This is a genomic window from Streptomyces huiliensis (assembly GCF_020037025.1).
GTDB classification, from domain to species: domain Bacteria; phylum Actinomycetota; class Actinomycetes; order Streptomycetales; family Streptomycetaceae; genus Streptomyces; species Streptomyces huiliensis.
Genome location: NZ_JAIQLH010000081.1, coordinates 29,907 through 56,378, shown reverse-complemented (window position 1 = coordinate 56,378; position 26,472 = coordinate 29,907). Strand labels below are relative to the sequence as shown.

General features: G+C 74.9%; 23 protein-coding genes. 18 read left to right on the top strand and 5 right to left on the bottom strand.

Annotated features, from left to right (window positions below):
* Window positions 1-71: 71 nt before the first annotated feature.
* Entirely contained in the window at window positions 72-362 is a 291-nt protein-coding gene (locus JNW98_RS16675; RefSeq protein WP_223769025.1) for a hypothetical protein, read from the bottom strand.
* A 221-nt stretch (window positions 363-583) separates the two neighbouring features.
* Between JNW98_RS16675 and JNW98_RS16670 the strand changes: the two genes are divergently transcribed.
* Window positions 584-2,989, top strand: a complete 2,406-nt coding sequence (locus tag JNW98_RS16670; RefSeq protein ID WP_223769024.1) for a hypothetical protein — start codon at window positions 584-586, stop codon at window positions 2,987-2,989.
* Window positions 2,990-3,237: 248 nt separating this feature from the next.
* On the opposite strand, the gene JNW98_RS16665 is transcribed toward JNW98_RS16670, so the two are convergent.
* Window positions 3,238-4,707, bottom strand: coding sequence for an MFS transporter (locus tag JNW98_RS16665; RefSeq protein ID WP_223769021.1), 1,470 nt, complete (start codon window positions 4,705-4,707; stop codon window positions 3,238-3,240).
* Between the two features lie 968 nt (window positions 4,708-5,675).
* On the opposite strand from JNW98_RS16665, the gene JNW98_RS16660 reads away from it, so the two are divergent.
* The 5 genes from JNW98_RS16660 to JNW98_RS16640 all read left to right on the top strand — a co-directional run bounded on the left by JNW98_RS16660 (window position 5,676) and on the right by JNW98_RS16640 (window position 9,996).
* On the top strand, window positions 5,676-6,308 hold the full coding sequence (locus tag JNW98_RS16660) for a dTDP-4-dehydrorhamnose 3,5-epimerase family protein (RefSeq protein ID WP_223769020.1): 633 nt from the start codon (window positions 5,676-5,678) through the stop codon (window positions 6,306-6,308).
* Window positions 6,305-7,324, top strand: coding sequence for an NAD-dependent epimerase/dehydratase family protein (locus JNW98_RS16655; protein WP_223769019.1), 1,020 nt, complete (start codon window positions 6,305-6,307; stop codon window positions 7,322-7,324). The genes JNW98_RS16660 and JNW98_RS16655 overlap by 4 nt, the downstream gene beginning before the upstream one ends.
* A gap of 145 nt (window positions 7,325-7,469) precedes the next feature.
* Window positions 7,470-7,778, top strand: a complete 309-nt coding sequence (locus tag JNW98_RS16650; RefSeq protein ID WP_263420862.1) for a ferredoxin — start codon at window positions 7,470-7,472, stop codon at window positions 7,776-7,778.
* 76 nt (window positions 7,779-7,854) lie between these two features.
* Entirely contained in the window at window positions 7,855-8,967 is a 1,113-nt protein-coding gene (locus tag JNW98_RS16645) for a DegT/DnrJ/EryC1/StrS family aminotransferase (RefSeq protein WP_223769018.1), read from the top strand.
* Between the two features lie 159 nt (window positions 8,968-9,126).
* Complete coding sequence (locus JNW98_RS16640) at window positions 9,127-9,996, top strand: YceI family protein (protein ID WP_223769017.1); 870 nt, start codon at window positions 9,127-9,129, stop codon at window positions 9,994-9,996.
* An 8-nt stretch (window positions 9,997-10,004) separates the two neighbouring features.
* On the opposite strand, the gene JNW98_RS16635 is transcribed toward JNW98_RS16640, so the two are convergent.
* Complete coding sequence (locus JNW98_RS16635; RefSeq protein WP_223769016.1) at window positions 10,005-10,922, bottom strand: MBL fold metallo-hydrolase; 918 nt, start codon at window positions 10,920-10,922, stop codon at window positions 10,005-10,007.
* A 113-nt stretch (window positions 10,923-11,035) separates the two neighbouring features.
* Here JNW98_RS16635 and JNW98_RS16630 point away from each other — a divergent pair, with 113 nt between their 5' ends.
* Genes JNW98_RS16630 through JNW98_RS16615 form a run of 3 tightly spaced genes read left to right on the top strand, consistent with a single transcriptional unit; the run spans window position 11,036 to window position 13,206 of the window.
* Window positions 11,036-11,230, top strand: a complete 195-nt coding sequence (locus JNW98_RS16630; RefSeq protein ID WP_223769015.1) for a hypothetical protein — start codon at window positions 11,036-11,038, stop codon at window positions 11,228-11,230.
* A complete protein-coding gene (locus JNW98_RS16625) occupies window positions 11,217-12,617 on the top strand; it encodes an amidase (protein ID WP_263420861.1) in 1,401 nt (466 codons plus the stop codon). The genes JNW98_RS16630 and JNW98_RS16625 overlap by 14 nt, the downstream gene beginning before the upstream one ends.
* A gap of 22 nt (window positions 12,618-12,639) precedes the next feature.
* Window positions 12,640-13,206 (top strand): TetR/AcrR family transcriptional regulator, encoded by a 567-nt coding sequence (locus tag JNW98_RS16615; RefSeq protein WP_223769014.1) that lies wholly within the window; start codon window positions 12,640-12,642, stop codon window positions 13,204-13,206.
* On the opposite strand, the gene JNW98_RS16610 is transcribed toward JNW98_RS16615, so the two are convergent.
* The gene (locus JNW98_RS16610) at window positions 13,182-13,868 is read right to left on the bottom strand and encodes a TetR/AcrR family transcriptional regulator C-terminal domain-containing protein (protein ID WP_223769013.1); all 687 of its coding nucleotides are present in this window, start codon (window positions 13,866-13,868) and stop codon (window positions 13,182-13,184) included. The genes JNW98_RS16615 and JNW98_RS16610 overlap by 25 nt on opposite strands.
* Before the next feature lie 56 nt (window positions 13,869-13,924).
* On the opposite strand from JNW98_RS16610, the gene JNW98_RS16605 reads away from it, so the two are divergent.
* The 4 genes from JNW98_RS16605 (at window position 13,925) to JNW98_RS16590 (ending at window position 18,802) form a co-directional block, all read left to right on the top strand.
* Entirely contained in the window at window positions 13,925-15,427 is a 1,503-nt protein-coding gene (locus JNW98_RS16605) for an FAD-dependent monooxygenase (protein ID WP_223769012.1), read from the top strand.
* A 70-nt stretch (window positions 15,428-15,497) separates the two neighbouring features.
* Complete coding sequence (locus JNW98_RS16600) at window positions 15,498-15,995, top strand: macro domain-containing protein (protein ID WP_223769011.1); 498 nt, start codon at window positions 15,498-15,500, stop codon at window positions 15,993-15,995.
* A 141-nt stretch (window positions 15,996-16,136) separates the two neighbouring features.
* The gene (locus JNW98_RS16595; RefSeq protein WP_223769010.1) at window positions 16,137-17,156 is read left to right on the top strand and encodes a COX15/CtaA family protein; all 1,020 of its coding nucleotides are present in this window, start codon (window positions 16,137-16,139) and stop codon (window positions 17,154-17,156) included.
* Between the two features lie 203 nt (window positions 17,157-17,359).
* Complete coding sequence (locus JNW98_RS16590) at window positions 17,360-18,802, top strand: FAD-dependent monooxygenase (RefSeq protein WP_223769009.1); 1,443 nt, start codon at window positions 17,360-17,362, stop codon at window positions 18,800-18,802.
* Between the two features lie 65 nt (window positions 18,803-18,867).
* Here JNW98_RS16590 and JNW98_RS16585 read toward each other — a convergent pair whose 3' ends face one another.
* Entirely contained in the window at window positions 18,868-20,379 is a 1,512-nt protein-coding gene (locus tag JNW98_RS16585) for a glycoside hydrolase family 3 protein (RefSeq protein WP_223769008.1), read from the bottom strand.
* Between the two features lie 549 nt (window positions 20,380-20,928).
* On the opposite strand from JNW98_RS16585, the gene JNW98_RS16580 reads away from it, so the two are divergent.
* Genes JNW98_RS16580 through JNW98_RS16560 form a run of 5 tightly spaced genes read left to right on the top strand, consistent with a single transcriptional unit; the run spans window position 20,929 to window position 26,363 of the window.
* Window positions 20,929-22,080 carry a phytanoyl-CoA dioxygenase family protein gene (locus JNW98_RS16580; RefSeq protein ID WP_223769007.1) on the top strand — a complete coding sequence of 384 codons (1,152 nt, stop codon included), beginning with the start codon at window positions 20,929-20,931 and terminating at the stop codon, window positions 22,078-22,080.
* Window positions 22,062-23,402: a DUF6271 family protein gene (locus JNW98_RS16575; protein ID WP_223769006.1), complete on the top strand. Its 1,341-nt coding sequence runs from the start codon at window positions 22,062-22,064 to the stop codon at window positions 23,400-23,402. The genes JNW98_RS16580 and JNW98_RS16575 overlap by 19 nt, the downstream gene beginning before the upstream one ends.
* A complete protein-coding gene (locus tag JNW98_RS16570; RefSeq protein WP_223769005.1) occupies window positions 23,399-24,619 on the top strand; it encodes a type III PLP-dependent enzyme in 1,221 nt (406 codons plus the stop codon). Before JNW98_RS16575 ends, JNW98_RS16570 begins: the two co-directional genes overlap by 4 nt.
* Entirely contained in the window at window positions 24,607-25,197 is a 591-nt protein-coding gene (locus JNW98_RS16565) for a GNAT family N-acetyltransferase (RefSeq protein ID WP_372459263.1), read from the top strand. The genes JNW98_RS16570 and JNW98_RS16565 overlap by 13 nt, the downstream gene beginning before the upstream one ends.
* Window positions 25,197-26,363, top strand: coding sequence for an MFS transporter (locus JNW98_RS16560; protein WP_223769003.1), 1,167 nt, complete (start codon window positions 25,197-25,199; stop codon window positions 26,361-26,363). Before JNW98_RS16565 ends, JNW98_RS16560 begins: the two co-directional genes overlap by 1 nt.
* Window positions 26,364-26,472 lie beyond the last annotated feature (109 nt).

The window sequence follows — 26,472 nt, the reverse complement described above, 5'->3', positions numbered from 1 at the left end:
CCCGGCTGCTCCCCGGTTGCTCGACCCCCTTCGTGGCCACCGCGCTGCCCGGGCTCGCGCACGCCCTCACCTCACCGGTCCGTCTGGCCCGCCGCCACCCTGGCCCCTTCCTCGACCAGGCCGAGCGGGACCTCGCCGAACGGCCCCGGGGCTCCGGGCACGCCGACTGGTGGCAGCGGCACGCCGGCGCCCTGGCCGTCGTCACGGCGACCCGGCCGGAGCGGGTGCTCGCCCTGCTGGAGCGGCACGGGCCCGGCACCCTGCCCCACTGCCTCCGCCGCTCGGCGGGCGCCCTCGTCGCCGCGGACGCCGAACGCTTCGTCCGCTGGCTCCTCGCGCCGGAGCGGGACCGCCCGCGTCACGAACCCGGCCTGCCGTCCGGGGTGTTCCGCGCGCTCGTGCGGGCCGACCCGCCGTCCCTCCCCATGCTGGGCCGGCACTGGCGGACGAGGACGACGCATCTGACGGCCCTGGTCAAGGCGGTGCCGCCGGGCCGCCGGGCCGCCGGGCCGCCGGGCCGCCGGGCCGCCGGGCCGCGTTCCTCGACGAGGTCACGGCGGCCGACGAGGCCGGGCGGGTACCCGTGTTGGACCTCGCCCTCCTCCCGCGCGAGCGCCGTTGGGCGGAGGTCCGGCGGGAGCTCACCGACCCCGACGCGCCGGTGTGGTTCTGGCGCGACCTGCTGGATATCCGCTCGCACGGTCCCTTCGACGAGGCGAGGCCCGAACTGCTCGCCGCGCTCGACCGCCCCGACGCGGGCGACCGCGCCGCCGTCTGGCCGCTGCTGATCGCCTGCGCGGGACGGGACGGGGGACGGGCCGCGGTGGCGGAGGTGCTGGAGCTCATGTCGCGGCGGCTGCGCAACGAGCGGGACCCCGTGCGCGCCGCGGCCCTCGACGCCCTCGCGGACCTGCACCCCGCCCGGTTCGCCGCCGAGGACGCCGGGCCGCTCGACCGGATCCTGCCGGACGCCCTCGGCGCCCGCGACACGTCGGCCGCCACCCGGGACGCCCTGCGCCGGCTCGCCGTCGGACTGCTCGTCGAGCACGGCACGACCGAGGACTCCCGGCCCGCTCTCCTCGACTGGGCGCTGCACGCCCTGGAGCGCGTCACCGGGCACATCGGCGACCGCGCCTTCGGGCCGCTGCACCGCACCCTGCGGCGGGGTCAGGAGCACCTGCTCTTCGAGGTGCTGCGCCCTTGGCTGGAGGCCGCTCAGGAAAAGGGGGACCACCGGCTGCTGTTCGCGTTCACCACCGCCCTCGGGCGGCGGGCCCACCGGATGCCCGCGCTGCAGCGCATGCTGGAGGACGCCCTCGGCACCGGTGACGACGAGGCGTTCACGACGGCGGTCCGGCTGTGGCTGGAACCGCCCGCGACGCGCGACGAACGCGCCGCCCGCGTTCTGGAACGCGAGCCCTCCGCCGCCGCCCTCCCGCCCGTCCTGGAAGTCCTCGCCGCGAGCCGGACGGACCTCCTCGACGTCCTCCTCGGCGACCGCCCGCCGTACGGGCGCTTCCTGCCCCCGGGCGCCGACCGGCCCCTGCCCGACGCGCGCCACAGCGACCGGCTGCTGCCCCGCCAGCAGGAGGCGGTCGTCAGGGTGGCCCGCGCGGTCGTCGACGACGTGTTCCGGCCGCTGCCCGAGCGCGTCGCCGCCCTGGACGCGGTCGCCGGACTGCCGGCCGGGCACCGGCTGGTGCTGGGGCAACTGGGCGCGCCCGACGTGCTCCTGGCCGAGGCCGCGCTGGCCGCGCTACCGCGCGGCGGCCGGCCCGCTGACACCCTCGGCACCCTGCTCGGCCACGCCGGTGACGACCGCGCCCGGGTGGCCGTGTACGCGGCCGGCCGGGCGGCCCGGTCCGTCGCGCCGTCCGAGCTGGCCCGCCGGCTGGAGGATGTGCTTCTCCGGCAGCCCGGCGCCAAGGTGACCAGCCGGAAGGAAGCCGTCCGGCTGGCGGCCCGGTTCCTGCCGGCGCCGCGCGCCGCGGCGCTGCTCGCCGCGGCGTACCGGATACCGGACCAGCACCCCGACGTCCGGGCCGCGGCCGTCACCGCGGCGGCCGGGCTGCCCGGCGCGGCGGACGCGTGGACCGTGCTCGACCACGCCGGGCGTGCGGAGCCACGCGTCCGGCGGGCGCTCCTGGCGACCGCGCCCCTGCGGCTGCCCGCGGCGCACCGACCCCGGTACGCGCGGCTGGTCGCCGACGTGTGCTCCACGGAGGACCCCGAGGTGCGCGAGGCGGCACTCGGAGCGCTGGCCGACTGGGCCCCTTACGCTCCCGGGGCCGCCGCCGTGCTCCGCGAGACCGTCACCGACTTCGACGTTCGTGTGGGCTGGCTCGAGGCGGCCCGGGCGCTGGGCTCCCTGGCCGTCTCCGGACTGCCCCACCCCGTCGGAGGCGCCGCGCCCGGCAGTCTGCTCCACGACACGATCGGCGAGCTCCTCGCCGCGGTCCGGCGCGCCGAGTACGACGCCTGCCCGGACCGCGACCTTCCCGCCCGCCAGCGGCTGCGCCGGCTGCTGCACGGCGTGCCCTCCCGCCCGGATCCCGGGCTCGTCCCCGTCCTGGAGGCGGTGGCCGCCCAGCTGGCCGGCGAGCCCGCGTTCGCCGAGGCCCGCGCCGACCTGCTGCGCGCGCTGATCGTCCCGGAACAGGAACTCCCGCTTCTTCGGGCCCGGTTGTCGGCCCTGGCCGAGGCGCTCCGGGGCCGGCCCGGGCTCGCCTGCCGTATGGCGGAGTACCTGCGGAACCAGTTCGCCGTCGGGGCACCGCCGCCGGATCCCGCCGTCGTCCTGGCCGCGGCGCGGCACTCGGCCGCCGCCGACGGGGTACCGGGCGGGCTGCTGGCCGTCGCCCTGGTGGCCGCCGAGGGGCAGCGGCTGGGGTGGCCGGAGGAGTGGCGGGTGCTGCTGCGTGAGCTGCGGCGGCATGAGGACGAGGAGGTGCGGGCGGCGGCGTTGGAGGCTGTGGTGCATTACGAGTGACGTCCGGCCTCGTCGGGTGTTCGCCCTGCCGGTGTGCGGGCCTGCCGGTGTGCGGGCCTGGGCGGTCGACCGGCGGCGCGGGAGCCGTCGTGCCCCCCATGGCTCGGGTGGCGGGCCGGTGGGTGTGAAGTGCCCCGGTCCCTCCCCCAGAGGGGGCACCCCCATTCACCGTTTCCTGGGGGCTCCGCCCCCAGACCTCCGAAGCGTGCTGTTCTCACGCGCCGGACGGGCTGGGCCGGGGTGCCCCTTCAGCGGCTCACCGGTGGCACGGGAGCCGTCGCGCCCTCCGTCTCGCCCGCCGTCGTGCGGCGGACGATGAGGAGCGCGCAGGCGAGGGCGGCCGTCGCCGCGGCGACGGCGAGGGCGTAGCGGGCGCCGGTGGGGGAGTCGGTGAGGCCCCAGGTGGCGGAGGCGAGGGCGGGGCCGAAGGTGAAGCCGAGGTTGCGGGAGAGCTGGACGGCGGAGCCGGCCGTGCCGGCGGCCCTCGGGGGTGCCGCGTTCATCACCAGGGCCTGCGTGGGCCCGCCGTACAGGCCCATGCCGGCCCCGGCTATCGCGAGCCGCCAGACGATGTCGCCCGTGGACCAGTCGTGGTCGCCGAGGAGGGTGAGCAGGAAGAGGCCCAGGGTGGTGAGGGCGGCGCCCGCGACGGCGGTCGGGCGGTGGCCGTACCGGTCGGCGAGGCGCCCGCCCAGCGGCCCCGCCACGCCCATCGCCAGCGGGAAGGCGAGCACGGTCAGGCCGGTGGCCGTCGCCGACAGCCCGCTGTCGTCCTGCAGCCGCAGGGCGACGACGTAGTGCATGGCGCCGAAGCCGCAGGCCAGTGCGAACACCGCGCCGTAGACACCCTGCGTACCCGAGGCCCGGACGACGTCCAGGACCGGCCGGGCGCCCGGCCCGCGCAGCCACCGCACCGCGGGCGGCAGGCCGGCGAGCGCCAGCAGGAGCCAGGCGGGGGAGGAGGGGGCGAGGGTCAGGGCGAGCAACAGCGCCGTGATCGCGCCGCCGACGAGCGCGGCGTCCGCCAGCAGCCGGCGGTCCGGGGCGACGAGGCGGCCGCGGGCGGGCAGCGCGCGGCGCGCCACCAGCAGGGCCCCGAGGCAGAACGGCAGCTTGACGAGGAAGACCGCGCGCCACCCGAAGGCGTCGAGGAGGACGCCGCCCACGGCGGGCCCGGTGACGGCGCCGAGGGGGCCCAGGGTCGCCGGGACGCTCATGGCCCGGCCGCGCAGGTGCGGCGGTACGGACCGGGCCGCCAGGACGGGCATGAGGACGAACAGCACGGCGGCGAACGCCCCTTGGAGCACGCGCGCCGTCGCCAGCATCGGCATCCACGGCGACGCCGCGGAGAGCAGGCCGCACAGCGCGAACCCGGACGTGGCCGTCAGGACGGCCGGCCGCAGCCCCGTGCCCGTACCGCCGCCGCTCACGTCCAGCCACCGCCCGGCGGGCAAGAGGAGGGCGACGACGGCGAGTTGGTATCCCAGGACCGTCCACTGCGCCATGGAGGGGGAGACCCGGAGATCGTGCGCGATGTCGGCCAGTGAGACGTTGACGATGTTCATGTCGAGCATGGCCACGAACGAGAGCACTCCGGCGATGCCGACCAGCACCCACCGGGGCCGTCCGTCCTCGGCCGGCGGGCGCGTCCGCTCGGGCCCCACCGGCCCTACCGGCCCCTCCGGCCCCACCGGCCGTTCTTCCGCACCGTGTTGCATCGTGTCCCCTCCGAGGCCGTGAGGCCGCCGTCGTCCGGTTCCGGAGGGCGAGGGCGCTCGCCTCCGTGCCGTGCCACCGGCGCGGCCCGCGCCCCGGTGACCGGAAGAGTTCGCGGTGGGGTTCCCCGGCCCGGACGGATTCCGTGGCTCCCGGTGTCGTTCAGGGGAAGAGCGCCGCCCCGAGGAAGTCGGCCGCGGGAGGCCGCTGGTTCCCGGGACGGATCGGAAAGCGGTTCGGCCCCGAAGGCCAGGATGGCACGCGGGAGTTCACCGGGGGCGCCCGGATACGGCCTCTTCCCGTCGCCTTCCCGCCTCCTGTCACCTCCCGTCGCCTTCCGCTTGCCGTCCCGCGCGCCCCCGGGCGGCGTCGGCGGATGACCGGTTCCACGTCTTGCTTTTCGGCCGTCCGGCACGTTGGTTGAGCTTGTCGCCGGGGCGAGCGGGGAAGGCCCGGTCGGGGGAGCGGCCGCGCCGGCGGCACCGGGGGCCGTTCAACCGGGCACGGTACGCGGTTGAACACCTGCGGCTCGGGCCCGGGCCGGTCCGCGCCGGTTTCTCCGCGGGCCGGAACACCGTACCGCTCCCGGCCCCCGTCGGCGGTCCAGGGCACGCGGCACCGGCGCCGGTGGGGCGTCGGGCTCGAACGCCGCTTTCCTTGAACGGCCCCGCTGGAGCATCGTTTCGGTGACCGGGCGGCAGGGGGACGGCAGGGAGCGCCCGTGCTGCCTGCCCCGACAACCCCGTTGCCGGTCCGGTTCGCCGGGAACCGGCCACGGAGCGCCTTCGCGCCGTCGGCTCTCCCCTTCCGTCTTCCGTCGACGACTCCCGCCGGGCGGGCAGTGGAGGTGACCGCTGGTGACCGACGAGGACGCGGGCGCGCCGCCCGCCGCCCGGACGACGGCCGTCCCGGCTCCCCCACGGTCCCCATCGGCCCCTCCCCAACGGCACCCACACCGAAAGGCCCCTTCATGGACGTACGTGAACTGAGGATCGCCGGCGCCTTCCACTGCGTCCCCGACAACTTCCCCGACGAACGCGGCCACCTCGCCTCGCCCTTCCAGGAAGAAGCCTTCGCCAAGGCCACCGGGCACGGCCTGTTCCCCGTCCGGCAGACCAACCACAGCCGTTCGCGCCGCGGGGTCGTGCGGGGCGTCCACTACACCACGACGCCGCCGGGCGGGGCCAAGTACGTCCACTGCTCCCACGGCAGGGCGCTGGACATCGTGGTGGACGTACGCGTCGGGTCGCCCACCTTCGGGGTGTGGGAGTCGGTCGTGCTCACCGCCGAACACCCCAGCGCCGTCTACCTCCCCGTCGGGCTCGGCCACGCCTTCGTCGCCCTGGAGGACGCCGTCATGACGTACCTCCTCTCCGTCCCCTACGACCCCGCGCACGAGCAGGCCGTCTCCGTCCACGACCCCGCACTGAACCTCCCCGTCCCCCACGAGGACGTCATCCTGTCCGACCGCGACAGCGTGGCCCTCACCCTGGAGGAGTCCGCCGAGCGGGGGATGCTGCCGGACTACGAGAAGTCGCTGGAGATCGAGGCCGCCCTGTACGGCGCGCACCCGGGGGAGATCCGGACGGGGGGCCGCGCGTGAACGCCGAGGAGAAGCGCCCGTTGGTGACCGTGCTCGGCGCCTCGGGGTTCATCGGCTCCGCCGTCGCGGCCGAACTCGTCCGGCGGCCGGTCCGCCTGCGCCTCGTCACCCGGGGCCACCGCCCGCCGGCGGCCGTCGCCGACGCCAAGGACGTCGAGCTGCGCACCGCCGACGCCACCGACCCGGCGGCCCTCGCCGCCGCCGTGGCCGGCTCGGACGTCGTCGTCCATCTGCTGGCCCACCTGTCCGGCGACATCAACTGGCGGGGCGCGGACCCGGTCGCCGAACGCGTCAACGTGGGCACCATGCGGCACCTCACCGAAGCCCTGCGCCCGGGGCCCGGCGGTCGGCCGGTCACGGTGATCTACGCCGGGGCGGCGAGCCAGGTCGGCCTGTCGGCCTCCCCGCGCATCGACGGCTCCGAGCCCGACGAGCCGCAGGGCGCCTACGACCGGCAGAAGCTCGCCGCGCAGCGGCTGCTGGAGCAGGCGACGCGGGCGGGCGACGTCCACGGGATCACCCTGCGCCTGCCCACCGTCATCGGCTGCGCACCCGGCCGCACCACCTCCAAGGGCGTCGTGGCGGCCATGGCCAAACGGGCCCTGGCCGGCGAACCCATCACCATGTGGCACGACGGCACCGTCCGCCGCGACATGCTGCACGTCGACGACATCGCCCGCGCCTTCGCCGCCGCCCTCGACCACGGGCACGAACTCGTCGGCCGGCACTGGCTGCTGGGCAGCGGCCACGGCGAACCGCTGGGCGACGTCTTCCGCCGGATCGCCGACCTGGTCGCGGAGCGCACCGGCCGGCCCCCCGTCCCCGTCCGCACCGTCGACCCGCCCGAGTACGCCGAACTGGGCGACTTCCACAGCATCGAGATCGACGCGTCCGCGTTCCGCGGCGTCACCGGCTGGCAGCCGCGCCTGACGCTCGACGAGGCCCTGGAACGCACCGTGGACGCCCTGTACCGGCACACCGTGGACGCGCCGGAGGCACCGGAACCGCGGTCCTGAGCGGCACCCGCCCGCCGGCACCGCCTGCCGGCACCGCCCCGCCGGCACCCGCCCGCCGGCACCCGCCCGCCGGCACCCGCCCGCCGGCACCCGCCCGCCGGCACCCGCCCCGCCGCCCGCCCTTCGCCCGCCTGAGGAGAAGAGAATGCCCGAACCACGCACCGCCTCCGCCACCGCTCCCGAGGCCCCCGCGCGGGAGCATCCGCCGGCCCCCGAACCGGCCGCCACCACCGGCCGGTGGCGCATCGAGGTCGACCGCAACGTCTGCGCGGGCACGGGACTGTGCCTGGGCACCGCCCGCCGTCACATGCGCCTGGACAACGGCAGGGCCCGCCCGGTCGAGGAGGTCGTCGACCCCGACCTCAGCGTGACCGACGCCGCCGACACCTGCCCGATGGAGGCGATCACCGTCCGCGACGCCGAGACGGGCGAGGTGCTCGCGCCCGAGCGCTAGCCACCCGTCCGCACCTGACGGATCGTCACCTGACCGTTCCCTTCTGCTGTTTCCTCCGACCCGAGGTGGTTTGTGCATGAGCGTGCTGGTATGGGCCTACGGCGATGAGTACGAGGCCGAACGCGCGGAGATCCTCGACGCCGTGGACACGGTGTTCTCCTCCGGACGCCTGGTGCTGGGGCCGAGCGTGCGGGACTTCGAGACGGAGTTCGCCGCGTACCACGGCATCGGCCACTGCGTCGGCGTCGACAACGGGACGAACGCCGTGAAACTCGCCCTCCAAGCGCTCGGCATCGGCCCCGGCGACGAGGTGATCACCGTCTCGAACACCGCCGCGCCCACCGTCGTCGCCATCCACGGCACCGGCGCGGACGTGCGGTTCGTCGACATCGACCCGACGACCTACCTCATGGACCCGGCGGGCCTGGCCGCCGCCGTGACCCCGCGCACCCGCTGCATCGTCCCCGTCCACCTGTACGGCCAGTGTGCCGACATGGACGCCATCGGGGAGATCGCCCGCGAGCATGGCCTGGCGGTCGTCGAGGACTGCGCCCAGGCCCACGGCGCCCGGCAGAACGGACGGCTCGCCGGCACGTTCGGGGACGCCGCCGCCTACTCCTTCTACCCGACCAAGGTGCTCGGCGCCTACGGCGACGGCGGCGCCGTCCTCACCGGCCGGCAGGACACCGACCGCGCGCTGCGCCGCCTGCGCTACTACGGCATGGAGGAGCGCTACTACGTCGACTCCCTGCCCGGCCACAACAGCCGGCTCGACGAGGTGCAGGCGGAGATCCTGCGCCGCAAGCTGCGCCGGCTCGACGACTACATCGCCCGCCGGCGCGCCGTCGCCGACCGCTACCAGGAGGCACTGAAGGACACCTCGCTCACCCTGCCGCGGCTCGCTCCCGGCAACGACCACGTCTACTACCTCTACGTCGTGAGCCACCCCCGGCGCGACCCCATCCTGGAGCGCCTGCGCGCCCACGACATCGAGCTGAACGTCAGCTACCGCTGGCCCGTCCACACCATGCGGGGCTTCGCCGGCACCCCGGCCGCCGACGCCCGCCTCCCCGTCACCGAGCGCCGCGCCGAGGAGATCTTCTCGCTGCCCATGTACCCGTCGCTGCGCCCGGACGTCCAGGAGCGGGTGATCGAGGCCCTGCTCAAGGTGGTGTCCGGCGTGGACTGAGGTGGAGGGGAGAGCGCGTCTTCGGGCTGGTTGACGCGCTTTCGGGGCGATGGCGCCTGGTGATGCCCGATAGTGCCTGATGGGTCGTTTTGCGCTGGTGTGGTTCGGTGTGGTGGTGTTGGGGGCGGTTGTTGCGTTGAGGGGAAAGGTGTGGCGAGAGTGGCTCTCGAGCTGTTGCGCCGTTGGAAGGGTTCGTCGGGGCAGGGGGGCGTCCGGCTGCCGGACGGCGCGGGAGGGCTGGACTGCCGGGTCCTGGACCCGGTGCAACTGCCGCTGTACCGCGCGGACGTGTCGGTCCGCGACGCGTCCGGCCGGGAGGTGCTGACCGGTCAGACGGACCCGCACGGCCGGTTCGCGGCCACCCTGGCGCCGGGTGACTACGTGCTCGCGGTGACGTGCGAGGGCTTCCGCCCGGTCCGCCACCCCGTCACCTGTGCCGCCGGTGCCCACACCACCGTAGAGCCGTTCGCGATGGAGCCGGCCCCGGCGCCGGTCATGCCCACGCCCGGTGCCTGGCGCATCGACCCGGACCACACCGCCGTGCGCTTCGCCGCCCGACACATCGGCCTCGCCCAGGTGCACGGCCGCTTCAACGGGTTCGAGGGGACCCTGTGGGTCGGCGAGCGGATGGAGGAGTCGCGCCTGGACGTCGTGATCGAGACGGCCAGCATCGACACGGGCGTCCGGCAGCGGGACGAGCACCTGCGGTCGGCCGAGTTCCTGGGCGTCGACCAGTACCCGTACATGCAGTTCACCAGCCACCGTTTCGTCCACCGCGGCGGCCCCCGCTGGTCGGTGCAGGGCGTCCTCAACCTGCACGGCGTCAGCCGCAACGTCGCCCTCGACACCCGCTACCTGGGCATCGGCACCGGCATCATGGGCGAGACCCGCGCCGCCTGCTCGGCCGTGACCGAGCTGCACCGCGAGGACTTCACGCTGAACTGGAAGTCGATGATCCAGCGGGGCATCGCCATGATCGGCGCGACGATCCGCGTGGAACTCGACATCCAGGCGGTGCCGCAGGGCTGAGGCCGGCCTCAGGACGCCGGCACGAGCCGGAACCCGTCACCGTCGGCGGTGACGCGGCCCGCCGTCGGGGGCGGGAAGTGGGTGCCCAGCAGCAGCGTGCCCGTCCCGGCGAGGGAGGCGAGGAGCGCGCGGCGGGTGCGTACGGCCTGGGCGGGGTCGGTGTCCACGCAGCTGGTGATGGCCGGGTGCGCCAGCTGGACGGGGTGGTGGACGCAGTCTCCGGTGATGACGGCCGCCCCGCCGGCGGCACGGAGTTCGACGGCGACGTGGCCCGGGGTGTGCCCGGGGGTCGGGAGCAGCCGGAGGCCGGGGGCCAGGTCGACGGGGCCGTCGTGGACGTCGACGAGGTCGAGGAGTCCGGCGTCGCGGACCGGGTGGACGGAGTCGCGGAACATCTGCCGGCGGCTCTCCTCCATGCCCTCCGCTCGGGCCGCCCAGTGGTCCCACTCGGTGTGCGAGGCGATGTAGCGGGCGTTGGGGAAGGTGGGGATCCACGAACCGCCGCCCGCGGCGCGGGTGTTCCAGCCGACGTGGTCGGTGTGGAGGTGCGTCAGGACGACCAGGTCGACGGAGTCCGGCGGGAAGCCGGCGGCGGTGAGCCGGGTCAGGTAGTCGGTGTCCAGGTGGTCCCAGGCCGGGTTGGCGCGGGACTTGCCGTTGCCGATGCCGGTGTCGACGAGCACGCGCAGGCCGCCGGCCTCGAAGGCGAAGGTGTGGCTGGCCAGCAGGGGAGCGCCGTCGGGCGCGGTGAAGTCGGGGCGCAGCCAGGGCACTTCGGCGACGACGTCCGGTGTGGCGGCCGGCAGCAGCCACGCGCCGGTCTCCGGTGGCAGGGCGGTCTCGTCGACGCGGTGGACGCGGACGTCGCCGACCTGCCACGACGTGGGGGCGGGAGTGGCGGCGGGATCGGCGTGTGGGGGGCGCATGGGCCGGAGATCCTTCCTGCGGAATCAAAAGCAGAATCTTTGCGTTAAGTGATCGTAGGTCGTAGGGTCCCACTAACGCAAAGATTCTGCTTTTGCTTGGGAAGGTGGACGCCATGACCATTCCGGACCCCGGCCCGCACGAGGCGGCCGACCGGCGCGCCGCCGTGGCGGCCACGGCCGACCACGTCCGGTCCGTCCTCGGCACCCTGCGCGAGCTCGACCTCGACGGCGTCGCGCCCGCCGCCGCGTACCACCCCGCGGCCGCCGCGGGCCGGCCGGAAGGGGGGCGCGCCGATGCGACCGTATGAGCTGACGCTCGCCGAGGCGGCCGACGCCGTCGCGGCGCGGGACCTCTCACCGGTGGAGCTCACCGACTCCGTCCTCGGCCGGATCGAGGCCGTGGAGCCGGAACTGAACGCCTACGCCGAGGTCTTCGCCGACTCCGCGCGCCGCGCCGCCGCCCTGGCGGAACGCGAGATCGTCGCCGGGCGGCGGCGCGGACCGCTGCACGGCGTGCCGATGGCGCTCAAGGACCTCATCGACGTGGCCGGCACGCCGACCCGGGCGGGCTCCCGGGTCCGCGAGCACCACATGGCGGACCGGGACAGCACCGTCGCCGCGCGCCTGGCGGAGGCCGGCGCGGTGCTGCTGGGCAAGGCCCAGACGCACGAGTTCGCCTACGGGCTGACCACCCCGCAGACCCGCAACGCCTGGGATCCGGACCGGGTGGCGGGCGGTTCCAGCGGCGGCTCGGCGGTGGCCGTCGCCGCCGGGACGGCCACCTTCGCGCTGGGCACCGACACCGGCGGCTCCATCCGCGTCCCCGCCGCGCTGAACGGCGTCGTCGGCCTCAAGCCCACGTACGGGCTCGTGCCCGCCGACGGGGTGTTCCCGCTCTCCTGGTCGCTGGACCACGTCGGCCCCCTGACCCGTACCAGCCGGGACGCCGGCCTCGTCCTGGCCGCCCTCACGGGACGTCAGATGCCGGACGTGGAACCGGACTTCGGCACGCTGCGCGTCGGCGTCCCGCGCAACCACTACTTCGACCGGACCGCCCCCGCCGTGGCGGAGGCCGTCGCGGCGGCGACCGGCCGGCTGCGGGACCTCGGGGCGCGCCTCGTCGACGTCGAGATCCCGTTCGCCGAGCACACCCAGGCCACGCTGTGGGGGCTGATGGTGCCCGAGGCCAGCGACGTGCACGACGAGGCCCTCCGCTCGTCCCCCGAGCTGTACGGACCCGACGTCCACGCGCTGCTGGAGGCCGGCCGGCTCGTCTCCGCCGGCGACTACCTGCGCGCCCAGCGCGTCCGCACCCTCATGCGGCAGGCGTGGACGCGCCTCTTCGACGACGTGGACGTCGTCGCCGCGCCGACCGTCCCCGTCACCGCCGTCCCCCGGGACGCGGAGACCGTGCGGTGGCCCGGCGGTGGCGCCGAGCCCGTCGCCGACGCCTACGTCCGGCTGTGCGCCCCGGCGAACATCACCGGCCTGCCGTCCCTCTCCCTCCCCGTCGGCCTCGACGGCGCGGGGCTGCCCATCGGCATGCAGCTCATCGGGCGGCCGTTCGACGAGGCGACGCTGCTGGGGATCGGGCACGCCCTCGAACAGACCGGACCGCGAACCGGGACGGGCCGGCCGGGCCTGGCGCCGGACCGGGCCACCGTGCGCCCGCCCGTCCCGCTCCTCGCGCAATGACGTTGCGTTAAGCTGGGTTGTCATGAGCCCCAGACCCGCCGTGCGCCCCGGGGGCCGCAGTGCCCGCGTCCAGGAGTCCGTCCACTGGGCCGTGCGCGAACTCCAGGCCGAGGGGGCCGCCCTGACCGTGCCGCTCGTCGCGGCCCGGGCCGGCGTGACCCCCTCGACCGTCTACCGCCGCTGGGGCGACCTCCAGGAACTGCTCTCCGACGTCGCCGTGGAACGGCTGCGTCCGGACGCGCCCCCGGCGGACCACGGCGACCTGCGGGCCGACCTGGAGCACTGGGCCGTCGTCTTCCTGGAGGAGATGGCGTCCCCGCCCGGCCGCTCGTACCTCCGCGACGCCCTCGCCGGCGACCCGGACGGTTCCAACGCCGGGGTGTGCTCCGGCTTCGCGCGGGATCAGGTCGAGCTGATCCTGACCCGCGCCGCGGAGCGCGGCGAGCACGTGCCGGACGTCGAGACCGTGATGGACCACCTGGTGGCGCCGATGATCTACCGCGTCCTCTTCCGGCCCGGACCGCTCGACGCCGGTTTCGCCCGCGACCTCGTCGCGACCGTCTTCTACCGGCTGATGCCGCTGCCCTGAGGCGCGCTGCCCTTGGACGTCGTGGGGTCCGCCGGCAGCGCGGCGGCACGGAGGATCTGCCGGACCCCGAACCGGAACCGCCCCTCGAAGTCGGCGGACACGAAGTCCTCCAGGACCGCCCCCAGCCCGGGGAACCGCCGCGCGTCCACGGCGGCGCGCAGCCGGTCGCGGGCGCCGGCGGCGGGCTCGGCCTGCTCCTCCTGGACCAGGCCCAGGGTGAAGTAGAAGAGGTTCCAGGCCGTCCACGCCGCCGTCCTGCGGTCGGGGCAGCCGAGCAGCAGGGCGGTCAGCAGGCGGTCGGCGAAGGCCAGCGTCCGCGGCTCGGGGGAGGCCGTGCCGGCGACGAGCGCGGCGCCGTCGCGGTGCCGGAGCATCGCCCCGCGCAGCCGTCCCATCAGTTCGGCCGCCCGCTCGTCCCACGCCTCCGGCAGGTCCGCCAGGTCGATCTCCCCGAGGAGCGCCTCGGCCATCGTGTCCAGCAGCCGGTCCTTGTTGCGGATGTGCCACATGACGGTGTTCATGCTGACACCGAGCTCCGCCGCGATCGCGCGGGTGGAGAGCTTGCCGAGGCCGCCCCGGTCGAGGACGTCGAACGCCGCGCCGACCACCTGGTCGAGCGTGATGCCGACCCGGGATCGGTCGGCCGCTTGCTTCTTGGTCACTGATCGATTATATCTTGGGCGCATCCGGTCTTGGTCAGTGATAGAGAGGCGGAGTCATGGCACAGAGCGTCGTCATCGTCGGCAGTGGGCCCACGGGGTCCTGGCTGGCCTGCGAACTGCGGCTGGCCGGCGTCCCCGTGGTGGTCCTGGAACGGGAGACGGACGTCGACCCGCACTCCCGCGCGCTGACGGTCCACCCCCAGACGATCGAGACCTTCGCACTCCGCGACGCCCACCACGACCTGCTGACCGAGGGGGGCCGGATCCCCAGCGGACACTTCGCCGTGCTCGACGAACGCCTCGACTTCCGCGGGCTGGACACCGACTTCCCGTTCACCCTCACCATCCCGCAGGCGCGCACCACGGAACTGCTCCGGCGGCGCGCCCGGGTCCTGGGGGCGGACCTGCGGAGCGGACACCGGGTGACGGACTGCGCGGAGACCGACGGCGCGGTGCGCGTGTCGGCCGAGGGACCGGACGGCGCGTACACCCTCGAAGCCGCCTACGTGGTCGGCTGCGACGGGACGCGCAGCACCGTACGCCGGTGCGCGGGCGTCGAGTTCGACGGCACCCCGCACACCGCGCTCGGCACCCTCGGCGACGTGGTGCTCGACGACCCGCCGCCGGGCGCGGTCGCGAGCGCGTGGACGACGGAGGGCACGCTCATGGTCGTCCCGCTGCCCGACGGCCGGCACCGGATCGCCATGCACTCGCCCGAGGACGTCCGCACCGACCGGTCGGGCGAACTCACCTTCGAGGACTTCCGCGCGCGCGTCCGGCGCGTCACGGGCACGGACTACGGGATGCACAGCCCGTCCTGGCTCTCCCGCTACGGCAACACCAGCCGCCTGGCCCGACGTTACCGCCGGGGCCGCTTCCTGCTGGCCGGCGACGCGGCGCACCAGCACATGCCGGCGGGCGGCGTCGGGCTGAACGTGGGTGTGCAGGACGCGATGAACCTCGGCTGGAAGCTGGCCGCCGTCGTCCGGGGCCGGGCGCCGGAGGAACTGCTCGACACTTACCACGCCGAACGGCACCCCGTGGGTGCCGACACCATCGAGCACACCCAGGCCCAGACGGCGCTCATGATGGGCTTCTCGCCGCAGGGCGTCGCCCTGCGGTCCCTGCTGGGGAAGCTGATCGCCGAACAGCCCGGCCTCAGGGACGCGCTCGCCGAACGCCTCTCCGGGCTGTCCGTGCGGTACGCGCCGCCCGGCCCGGCGCATCCGCTCGCGGGCCACCGGGCGCCGAACCTGCGCCTGTCGGACACCCGCTCCCTGCACGATCTCCTGCGGGACGGCCGCCCCGCGCTCGTCGACTTCGGGCGCGCCGGCGGCTTCGACGTCGAGGCCGTCGCGGGGCGGATCGACCGGTACCGGTGCCCGCACCCCGTCGGACAGACCCGTCCGGCCTGGGCCGGCGTCAGCGCGGCGCTGATCCGGCCGGACGGGTACGTGGGATGGGCGACGGACGAGACCGACGCGGCCGTCCTCGCGGCCGGGGCCCCCGACGCGCTCGCGGCCGTGTACGACCCGCGGCGCGTGGCGCAGCCGGCATGACGGACGCGCCGGACGCTCTGGACGCACCGGACCGGCCGGATTGTCAGTGCCGCCCTCTACCGTTGCGCCCATGAGAACGGATCGCGGGGGAACGACGGACATCGCCTACGTACGGGGTGACGCGACGACACCGCTCGGCAAGGGGCCCAGGATCATCGCCCACGTCAGCAACGACCTGGGCGGCTGGGGCAAGGGCTTCGTCCTGGCCCTCTCGCGGCGCTGGCCGGAGCCCGAGCGGGAGTACCGGCGCTGGCACCGGGCGCGCGCCGAGAACGACTTCGGGCTCGGCGCCGTCCAAGTGGTGCGGGTGGAGCGGTGGTTGTGGGTCGCCAACATGGTCGGGCAGCGCGGCATACGCACCGGCAGCGGCGGGGTGCCCGTCCGCTACGAGGCGATCGACGCGGCCCTGGCGAAGCTCGCGGACGAGGCGGCCCGGCTCGGCGCCTCGGTGCACATGCCCCGCATCGGCTGCGGCCTGGCGGGCGGCCGCTGGGAGCGGGTGGAGCCGCTGATACGGGCGCGGCTGACGGACCGGGGGATACCGGTGACCGTGTACGACCACGGCTGAGCCCGCGCGCGGCCGCACCCCTGCCTCGTACGGGGACGGCGGCCGCCTCCAGCCCGCCGGGGCGTGTCCGGAACGGCACCCTTGCCACCACCCCGAGCGTACGCTGACGCCCAGGTATCACAGAGCACGAAAGGGATCATCGTGCGCACACCTCTCTCCTGGCTCGCGGACCGCTATACGCTCGGGCCTCGCAGTATCCGACAGGCAACGTTCGTTTCGGTCGTGGCCAGTATCGGCATCATCATCACCGGGGGCGTCGTCCGCGTCACAGGCTCCGGCCTCGGCTGCACGGACTGGCCGGCCTGCACCGGGGAAACCCTCGCCCCGACCGCCGAGATGGGGATGCACGGTGCCATCGAGTTCGGCAACCGCCTGCTCACGGGCGTGCTCTGCGCCGTCGTCGGCTGGGTGATCATCGCGGCGCGGCTCCAGCGCACCCCGATGCCCTCGGTCCTGCGCGGCGGCTGGGCGCAGTTCTGGATCGTCGTCCTGAACGCGGTGGTCGGCGGCGCCACCGTCTGGTTCAAGCTGAGCCCGTACATCGTCGCCGCGCACTTCCTCGCCGCGATGCTGCTGCTCACGGCCGCGGTAGTCACCTGGCACCGGGCCCGGCGCGAGGACGGGGAGCAGGCCTCGTCCGTACCGCTGCCGCCGGCGGCCCGCACCGCCACGGTGGCGCTGCTCGCCGTCAACGCCCTCCTCATCCTGGTGGGCACCCTCGCCACGGGCACCGGCCCGCACGCCGGCGACTCCTCCGACGTCCCCCGCATGCCCCTGAACTGGCGATTCGTCACCACACTGCACGGGCTGCTGGGCGCCGCCGTCCTCGGCCTGCTGATCTACCTGCTGTCCGTCCTGCCCAAGCGCGGCTGCGCCCTGGCCCGCCAGAAGACCGTCCTCCTGCTGATCACCGTCGTGGCGCAGGGCGGCGTCGGGCTGATGCAGTCCCTGAGCGGCCTGCCCGCCCTGGCGGTCGTCCTCCACCTCTTCGGTTCCGCGCTCGCCTGGGCCGGCGCCCTGCAGGTGTACCTAACGGTCGGTATGGCGAATTCGAGCCGTCCGGCACCGGCCGCCGAGGCCGAAAACGACGCGACCAACGACGCGACCAACGACGCGGCCGAAGGCCGGCCCGAGCGCCTGAGCACGCTTTCCGGCCGCTGACGCTCCGGCCCCCGCGCACACCAGGGTGGCGATCCCCTCCACGGAGGGCGGTCGCCACCCTTTCGTCTGCCCGGATCCGCCATGAAGTGACCGAGACAGATTTATTACTCGGTTGCATTTTCGCGGTCCGGTGGGCTTTCATGGTCTGGCGAGCGCACGCGGCAGCGCGCGCCGCCTTACCGACGCAAGGGGGAAGCAGACACATGACCCGCACCACCACCGTCCCGCCGGACACCGCGGTACTGATCGTCGGCGCCGGGCCCGCGGGCCTGACGCTCGCCTGCGTGCTGGCGCGCGCCGGCGTGGCCGTCCGCGTCGTCGACAAGGCGCCGGAGTTCCACCGGGAATCCCGGGGCAAGGGGCTCAACCAGCGCGGCCGGGAGATCTTCGAGGACCTGGACGTGGGCGACGCGGCCACGGCCTCGGGCATCGAGCACATCACCCTGCGCAAGTACCGCGGCGGCGTCGCGGTCAGCGACCACGTCAGCTTCGGCGACAAGGCTCCGACGGCCGACGCGCCGTACGCGAGCGGGTTGATCATCCCGCAGTGGCGGACCGAGGAGATCCTCCGCGACCGCCTGGCCGGGCTGGGCGTCGAGGTCGAACTCCGCAGCGAGCTCACCGGGTTCGACCAGGACGAGCACGGGGTCACCGCCACCCTCGCCGACGGCCGGCGGATCCGGGCCGACTGGCTCGTCGGCTGCGACGGCGGACGCGGATCCGTCCGCAAGCTCCTCGGCCTGTCCTTCGAGGGCGCCACGGAGGCCGAGGAGTGCATGGTCATCGGCGACGTGCGCGCCGACGGGCTCGACCCCGCCTACTGGCACCAGTGGTTCGACGAGGACGGCGGCATCATGCTGTGCCCCTTCCGCGGCAGCGACCACTGGCAGCTCCAGGCCGCGCCCGAGCGCGACGCCGACGGCGCGGTGCTGCCGCCCTCCCCGGAGTCCTTCCAGCGGATCTTCGACCGGCACGCCCGTGTGCCCGGCGTCCGGCTGACGGACGTGCGGTGGACGTCCGTCTACCGCATCAACGTCCGCATGGCCGACCGGTTCCGCGTCGGCCGTGTCCTCCTCGCCGGCGACGCCGCGCACGTCCACTCGATCGCCGGCGGCCTGGGCATGAACACCGGCATCCAGGACGCCTTCAACCTCGGCTGGAAGCTGGCCTTCGTGGCCCGCGGCGAGGCCGCCGAGCCGCTGCTCGACACCTACGAGGAGGAGCGGCTGCCGGTCGCGGCGTGGACGCTGCGCCTGACGGACGAGCGCCTCGGCGCGGTCCGCGAGGGCGTGCGCAGGGCCGGCGTCGGCACCGAGGCGGTCGTCACCGACGACACCACCACGCTGCGCGTCGCCTACCCGTGGAGCTCCCTGGCGTGGGGCGGCGCCGACGCGGGCCACCGGGCGGGCGGGGTGCGGCGCGGCGAGGGCGGCCCGTGGTTCACGCTGCGCGGCCCGGCCGGCCCGGAACTCCGTCGACTGGCCGGGAAATACGGTCCGTTGGTCCGCGTCCAGGAGGACCCGGCGGCGCGGGACCTGCTGCTGGTGCGGCCCGACCACCACGTCGCGCTGCGCGTCGCGCCGTCGGACGCGGGGGAGGTGGCGAAGCGGCTGGACGGGCTGCGTCCCAGCCCGTCCGGCGTCTGAGGGCCTCGCGACGGAGCCGCGATGCCGAGGCTTGGGGCCGAACCCCGGCGGACATGGTGGGGAACTCAGCGCCCGCCGGCCAGGACCTCCGCCGCGGCCACTCCGGACGCCGTGCTCGCGCCGTGGGTGAAGATCTGCACCGCGCCGGGCGCCGCGGCCCCCGGCAGGCCCATCTCGACGACGATCGCGTCGGGCCGCGCCGCCGTGAGGTCCGCGAGGGCGCGGCTCATCCACGCGTGGCGCGGGGCGTCCCGGGTGACGACGACGAGCGGGCGGCCCACCGCCGCCCCCAGCGCACGCGTCTCCAGCGCGGCGTCCGGCGCGCCCAGGTCCTGCGGGCGCAACCGGACGGACGTCGTCCCGGGCAGCCGCTCGCTCAGCGGCCCGGCGACGCCCCACGGCGTCTCCTTGCCGATGGCCAGGTTCGTGGCGGGCACCAGCTCCACCACGTGGGGCGGCGCGGACAGCGGCAGCGCGGTGCCCACGGCCCCGGTCAGCCGGAGGGCGCGGCGGGCGGCGGCGAACCCGATGCCGTCGTCGGCCGCGCCGGCGGCGGCGTCCCGGCGCAGGCCGGCCGACCAGCCCGCGAACGACCGTACGCGGCCCGCCGATTCGGCGAGTCGCTCCTCGGCGAGGTCCCCGCGGACCACGGCGTCCGCCAGGGCGTCGGTCAGCAGGCGGGCGGTCGCCTCCTCGGCGCTCTCGCCGCCCACGCAGACGGCGTCGACGCCCGCGGCCACCGCCTTCACCGCGGCTCCGCCGATCCCGTACGGGCCGGAGACCGCGCCCATCTCGATGGCGTCGCTCACGATCAGACCGTCGAACCCGAGCTCCCCGCGCAGCAGGTCGACGAGGATCCGCCGGCTGAGGGTGGCGGGCAGCGCGGCGTCGTACGCGGGCACCAGCAGGTGGCCGCTCATGACGGCGCGGACGCCCGCGTCCACTGCGGCCCGGAACGGCGGCAGCGCCTGCGCGGCGATCTCCTCGCGCGTGGCGCCGTAGACCGGCAGGTCGTGATGGGAGTCGACGGCGACGTCGCCGTGCCCGGGGAAGTGCTTCGCGCAGGCCGCCACGCCGGACGACTGGAGGCCGCGGACCCACGCGGCCGTGTGCCGGGAGACCACCGCCGGGTCGGAGCCGAAGGACCGGACGCCGATGATCGGGTTGTCCGGGTTGGAGTTGACGTCCGCGCTGGGCGCGTAGTCGAAGCTCACCCCGGCGGCGCGGAGCTGGCGGCCCAGGTCGGCGGCGACGGACTCGGTCAGCCCGGTGTCGTCGACCGTGCCGAGGGCGAGGTTGCCCGGCCGGGTGGAGCCGGTCCCGGACTCGATGCGGGTGACGTCCCCGGCCTCCTCGTCGATGGCGACGACCAGCTCGGGATTCTCCGCCCGCAGCCGCTCGGTCAGCCGGGCGACCTGCTCTGGGGAGGCGATGTTGCGCGAGAAGAGGACGACGGAGGCCAGCCCGTCGGCGATGTCCCGCAGCACCCAGTCCGGCGCCTCGGTACCCACGAAACCCGGCTGCAGGACGGAGAGTGCGAGCCGCCGCAACGCGGTGCTGTGCTTGCTGGAGGACATCGGCCGGTGCCTTTCGGAGGGGGGCGGCCGGCGCGGGCGTCGGCGGAACGGCGGCGACACCCCTCGCCGGAGTTGGTATAGACCAACAAGGGTGCGCCTAGGGTAACCGCATCTGTCAAGAGGTCGACCGGCGGCGTTTGGGCGTGCAACGTCCGCGTATGGGAAGATGATCCGCGGTCTGACGCGGCCTCACCACGTCCGCCCAGAGCGGGCGAATGGATCACTCGCGAGTGAATGATCTCAATTCGGATGTTGACATTCTGAGTTGGTCTAGTCCACCTTGATCGGGTGCACATACAGCGTGGGGCGCGTGAGGCGCGCGGCCCGGAAGAACCGACACGGACTCACCCGTCCCCGGACGCCGCCCGGGATCACGGCCCGAGGCGGACGCCGCTCCCGGAGCGGTAGCCGAGCCGCGACCCACCACCACCCGTACCCACCGCGCGCGAAGGCCTGCCCCGGCACGTCCCGGCACCGGCCGCGCGCCCCCGCCGTGCACCGTTGGCGTTCCCAGATCCGGGGGGCGACAGAAAGGATCCGGAGTACCGCATGCCGACCGCCGAGCCCTACCTCCACCGAGCCGTCACCGACGTCCCCTACTTCAGCGCGGACGGCGAAACCTACCTGGCCCGCACCCAGTTGAGGGACCTTCAGAAGAGACGTCCCCTCAGAGTGCTGTCCGAGGAGGACTTCGTCTTCTGGCAGACCTACGGCTACGTCGTCGTCCGCGAGGCGATCCCCGCGGCCGCCGCCCGGCGCCTCCTCGACTTCGCCTGGGACTTCCAGGGCATGGACCCCGACCGCCCCGACACCTGGTACCAGGACCGCGCGTGGCGCTCCGACCTGGACCGGGAACTCCACGTCTACGGCTTCGTCGAGGCCTACCACCACCAGCTCATCTGGGACAGCCGGCAGACCCGGCGGGTCTACGACGCCTTCGTCGACGTGTGGGACTGCGAAGAGCTGTGGGTCACCCTGGACCGGCTCAACCTCAACCCACCCAACGTCCGCAACCGCTCCCGGTCCCTGATCGAGCACCGTGAACGCGGCTTCGACATCGAACTGCACTGGGACGTCGACACCACCCAGGGCATCCTCCCGCAGCGCGTCCAGGGCATCATCGCCCTCGACGACACCCGGCCCGACGTCGGCGGCTTCCAGTGCTGCCCCGAACTCTTCCGCCGGTTCGACCGCTGGAAGGCCCTCCAGCCCGACGGCCGTGACCCCATCCGGCCCCGCATCGACCGCGACGACATGCCCGTCGTCCGCCCCGAACTGCGCGCCGGTGACCTCCTCATCTGGAACGGCCTGCTGGCCCACGGGGTGGCGCCCAACACCTCCGAGGACGGGGTGCGCGCCGTCCAGTACCTGTCCATGATGCCCGCGCTGGAGAACCACCGCGCCCTGCGCGCGTCCCGGATCACCTCCTGGCGCGACCTCGCCACCCCGGAGTGGAACGCCACCCTCCTCGGCGACGCGCACCGGCACGAGTCCCTGCGGTACGGGCGGGCCGAACTGAACGACCTGGGCGCCAGATTGCTGGGCCTGCGGTCCTGGCACGGCGGGCCGGCCGGGGAGGCCGGGCCGGCCGGGTCGGCCACCGCCGGCGCCGACCCCGTCGACGCCACGACCGCCGACGCCGTGACGGCCGCCGAGTCGGGCCGGTCCAACGAGGAAGAGATATGCGCGGAATCTGTCTGACCCTGCCCACCAACCGGCCCTGCGCCGAGACCATCGCCGCCCTCGGCCGCGAAGCCGCCTACGCCGTCGAGCACTTCGACGTCGAGGTCCACCTCCTCGTCCTCGACTCCTGCGCACCCGCCGACGCCGCCGCGCACGCCGAGGCCGTCCGCCGGCTCCCCGCGCACCCCCGCATCACGGCCCACCACCTCGACGAGGCCGCGCAGCGGGACTTCCTCCACCGCGTCGTCACGGACGCCGGCGGGCCCAAGCCCGAGCTGCTGCTCGACCTGATGCTCCCGGACCGCCTCTCCTACGGCGCCTGCACCAACCGCGCGTTCCTCCTCGCCGCCGCGCTCGGCTGCGCGTCCGTCCACCGCAGGGACTCCGACAGCCGCTACCAGACCCTCGACGGCGAACCGGTGTACCCGATCCACCACGAGCTCACGTCCCTGGGCCGGCGTGCCGCGGACGCCGGCGCCGACGTCACCGCGACGGCCCTCGCCCCGGAGCACCTGGATCGCCGGATCGCCATGGTCGGCGCCTCGTTCATCGGCGAACTCTCCGTCGACATAAGCGAGATCGAGACCCTCGACCCCGCCGCCTACCACGACGTGGTCAGCCTCTGGGCGCCCGAGGACTGGACCGACGAGCAGAAGCGCGACCTCGTCGCCGAGTCCTTCCGCGGCGCCGGCACGGAGCCCTTCCGCGGCGACCGCTCCCTGCTCACCCTCGTCGACCCGATGCGCGTCGACATGTGCAACATCGCCTTCCACGACGTCCACGAACGCGTACCGCTGCCGCCCGCCACCGACACCATCGGCAGCGACTACTTCCTCATCCACCTCGTCCACGACGCCGGACTCCCCGGTGTCCTGCACAACCGACACATCGTCAACTACTACACCGGCGAGCGCCGCACCGACACCGGCTTCGCGGCCTACCAGCTGCGCTACGCCAAGTTCCTGCTCTCCATGCTCTACTTCAACGCCGTCTACGCCCGCATGGCCGAGGCCGGCGACGCGCTCCTCGACGACCGGGGGCGGGTCCGGGCGTCCGCCGTCGCCGCGCTCGCCCGCGAGAGCGCCGGCCTCGACCGGGCCGGGAGCGTCCGACGGCTCGACGCCCTCGGCGCCGCCTACCGCCGCCTCGGCGGCCGGTACGCCGAGGTCGCCGACCTGCTGGCCGGCCGCCGCGAACGCCTCCTCGACGAGGCCCGGCGCGACATCGAGGACTTCGCCCTGCTCACCGAGGCGTGGGAGGCCCTGGTCCGCGCCGCCCGCACCACCCCCGTCGTCCGCACCACCCCCGTCGTCCGGACCCCGTCGGGACGGCCCCGATGAGCACCACGACGACTCTGTGCGACAGCCCTGCCGCCACCCCGCTCTTCGCCGCGCTCGCCGCCGCCGACGAGGACCGGATCGTCTTCGACCTCGACGGCATCCGCGCCCGCTACGCCGAGCTGTGCCGCCAACTCCCGGGCGTGGAAATCCGGTTCGCCATGAAGGCGTGCCCGGTCGACGAGGTGCTCGCCACCCTGGCCCGCGCGGGCGCCGGAGCCGACGCCGCGAGCCCGCCGGAGATGGAACAGGCACTCCGGGCGGGCGTACCGGTAAACCGGATCCACTACGGCAACACCGTCAAGTCCGACCGGGACATCGCCCACGCCCACCGGCTCGGCATCCGCGACTTCGCCACCGACAGCCTGGAGGACGTCGCCGCCATCGCCCGGCACGCCCCCGGCGCCCGCGTCTTCTGCCGCGTGGCGACCAGCGGGGAAGGGGCGCTGTGGGGCCTCACCCACAAGTTCGGCTGCCCGCCCGGCCAGGCCGTCCGCGTACTGGAACGCGCCCGCGAGCTCGGCCTGACCCCGTCCGGCCTCTCCGTGCACGTCGGCTCCCAGCAGATGACGGCCGAGGCGTGGCGCGAGGCGCTGAGGGTCCTCGGCGCGGTACTGGCGGCCCTGCGCGGGCGCGGCATCACCCTGGACCACGTCAACCTCGGCGGCGGCCTGCCCGCCCTCGGCTACCTCGACCGCCAGGGCATGCCCCTCGACCCGCCGCTGGACGCCATCTTCGCGGCCGTCCGCGAGGGCACGGCCGCGCTGCGGCGGAGCCACGGCGCGCCGCTGGACTTCGTCATCGAACCCGGACGCCACCTCGTCGCCGACCACGGCGCCGTCCGGGCCCACGTCGTCCGCCTCGCCGAACGCCCCCGGCCGGACGGCACCCGGCAGCACTGGCTGTACCTGAGCGTCGGCAAGTTCAACGGCCTGTACGAGATGGACGCGCTCCAGTACCGGCTGGTCTTCCCCGGGCGGCGCGACGCCGGGTACGTCCGCGCCGTCCTCGCCGGACCCACCTGCGACAGCGACGACGCCCACACGCCCGGGCACGCGCCCGTCGAGGTGCCACGCGACCTGGCCTCCGGCGACCCCGTCTGGGTGCTGTCCTGCGGCGCCTACGCGACCAGCTACATGACCCAGGGCTTCAACGGGATCGCCCCGCTGCCGTACACCTGCGCCGGCGCCCCGGACGGCGGAGCGGAGTGGGCGCGGTGAGCGGCGGCATCCGCGTCCGCGGCATCGCCGAACGCGACTGGGACGCCGTCGTGGCGCTTGAGGCCGACGCCTACACCGCGCTCGGCCTCTCCGAGGGGCGCGCCGCGCTGCGGTCCCGCGCGGACGCCTCCCCGGACACCTGCTTCGTCCTGGACGTCGACTCCCGGCCGGCCGGCTACCTGCTGGCCCTGCCCTACCCGGCCTTCCGCTGCCCGGACCTGACCCGGCCCGAGGCGCCGGACGGCCCTGCGGACCCGTCCGCCAACCTGCACTTGCACGACATCGTCGTCGCCCCCCACCTGCGCCGCAGGGGACTGGCCCGGCACCTGCTGCTGCACCTCACCCGCACCGCCCGGGCGCGGGAGCACGAGCGGATCTCGCTCGTCTCCGTCGGCGGCAGCGAGGCGTTCTGGTCGGCCCGTGGCTTCACCGCCCACCCCGACGTGGCCCTGCCCGACGGCTACGGCCCCCACGCCGTCTACATGTCCCGGCCGGTGCCCGCCGACGGCGCCGGGGACCCCGAACCGGGCGGGACGGCGCCGCACGGCGGCCCGTCCGTGCACCACGAAGCGAGCTGATGTACGTGTTCCGTCTCCACGACCCCTTCCAGCGCGCCCAGTTGGCGATCGTCGCGCTGTTCTGCTCCCTCGGCTTCCAGTACGCCACCTGGGCCGCGCGGATCCCGGCCCTCAAGACGGACCTCGGCCTGTCCGCGGCCGAGGTCGGCGTCCTGCTCATGGCCGCCGGGATCGGCGCGGCGGTGTCGTTCCCCCTGGTGGCGCTGCTGATGAAGCGACTGGGCTCGCGGCGGCTCGCCCTGCTGTCACAACTCGCCTTGGCCCTGCTCCTCCCGGCCCTGGCCGCGGCTCCGAACTACCCGGTCGCGCTGCTGGTCCTGGGCGTGGACGGGGTCTGCGTCGGCTGCCTGAACGTCGCCATGAACGCCCAAGGCGCGGCCCTCGAAGTGAAGTTCGAGCGCACGGCCATGGCCCGGTTGCACGCGACGTTCAGCGGCGGCTCGCTGCTCGCCGCCCTCCTCGCCTCCGGCATGACCGCCGTGACCTCTTCGGTGATGGCGCACTTCGGCGTGGCCGCCGCCCTCCTCGTCCTGCTCAACGCGTCCGCGTGGAACGGACTCCTCACGGAGGAGCAGCCGCAGGAGGCCGCCGAGAAGAGGACGCGCGGCGGACGGCGGTCCCTGCCGTCCCGGGTCACCCTCTGGATGTGCTGCGCCATGGCCTTCGGCACCGTCACCGAGGGCGCCATGAACGACTGGTCCACCCTCTACATGAAGGACGTCGCCGACGCGTCCGCCGGCCTCGCGCCCCTCGGCATCGCCGTCGTCTCCGGCATGATGGTCGTCGCCCGCCTCTTCGCCGACGGCTGGCGCGACCGCTGGGGCGACGGCCGCGTCGTCCTCCTCGGCAGCGCCCTCGCCGCCGCCGGGCTCGCCTTCGCACTGCTGAGCGGCGGCGTGGCGGCTGCCCTCGCCGGCTTCGCCTGCGTCGGCCTGGGCATCGCCGCCGTCACCCCCTGCGTCTACGCGGCGGCGGCCCGGCAGGGCTCCGACTCCCTGACCCTGGTCGCCGCCATGGGCACCACCGGCCTGCTCGCCGGACCGCCCCTCATCGGCTTCATCGCCGGCGCGAGCGGTCTCGTCTGGGGGTTCGCCGCTGTCGCGGTGGCGGCGGGTGTGGTGGCCTTGTGCAGCACGCGCATCCGGTGGACGCCGGTGGGTGGCTGAGGGGTCGCAGACCCCCGAAGCGCCCTTCGGGCGCTGTCCTCAAACGCCGGACGGGCTGGTAATCCAGCCCGTCCGGCGTTTGAGGACAAGGGGTCTGGGGCGCAGCCCC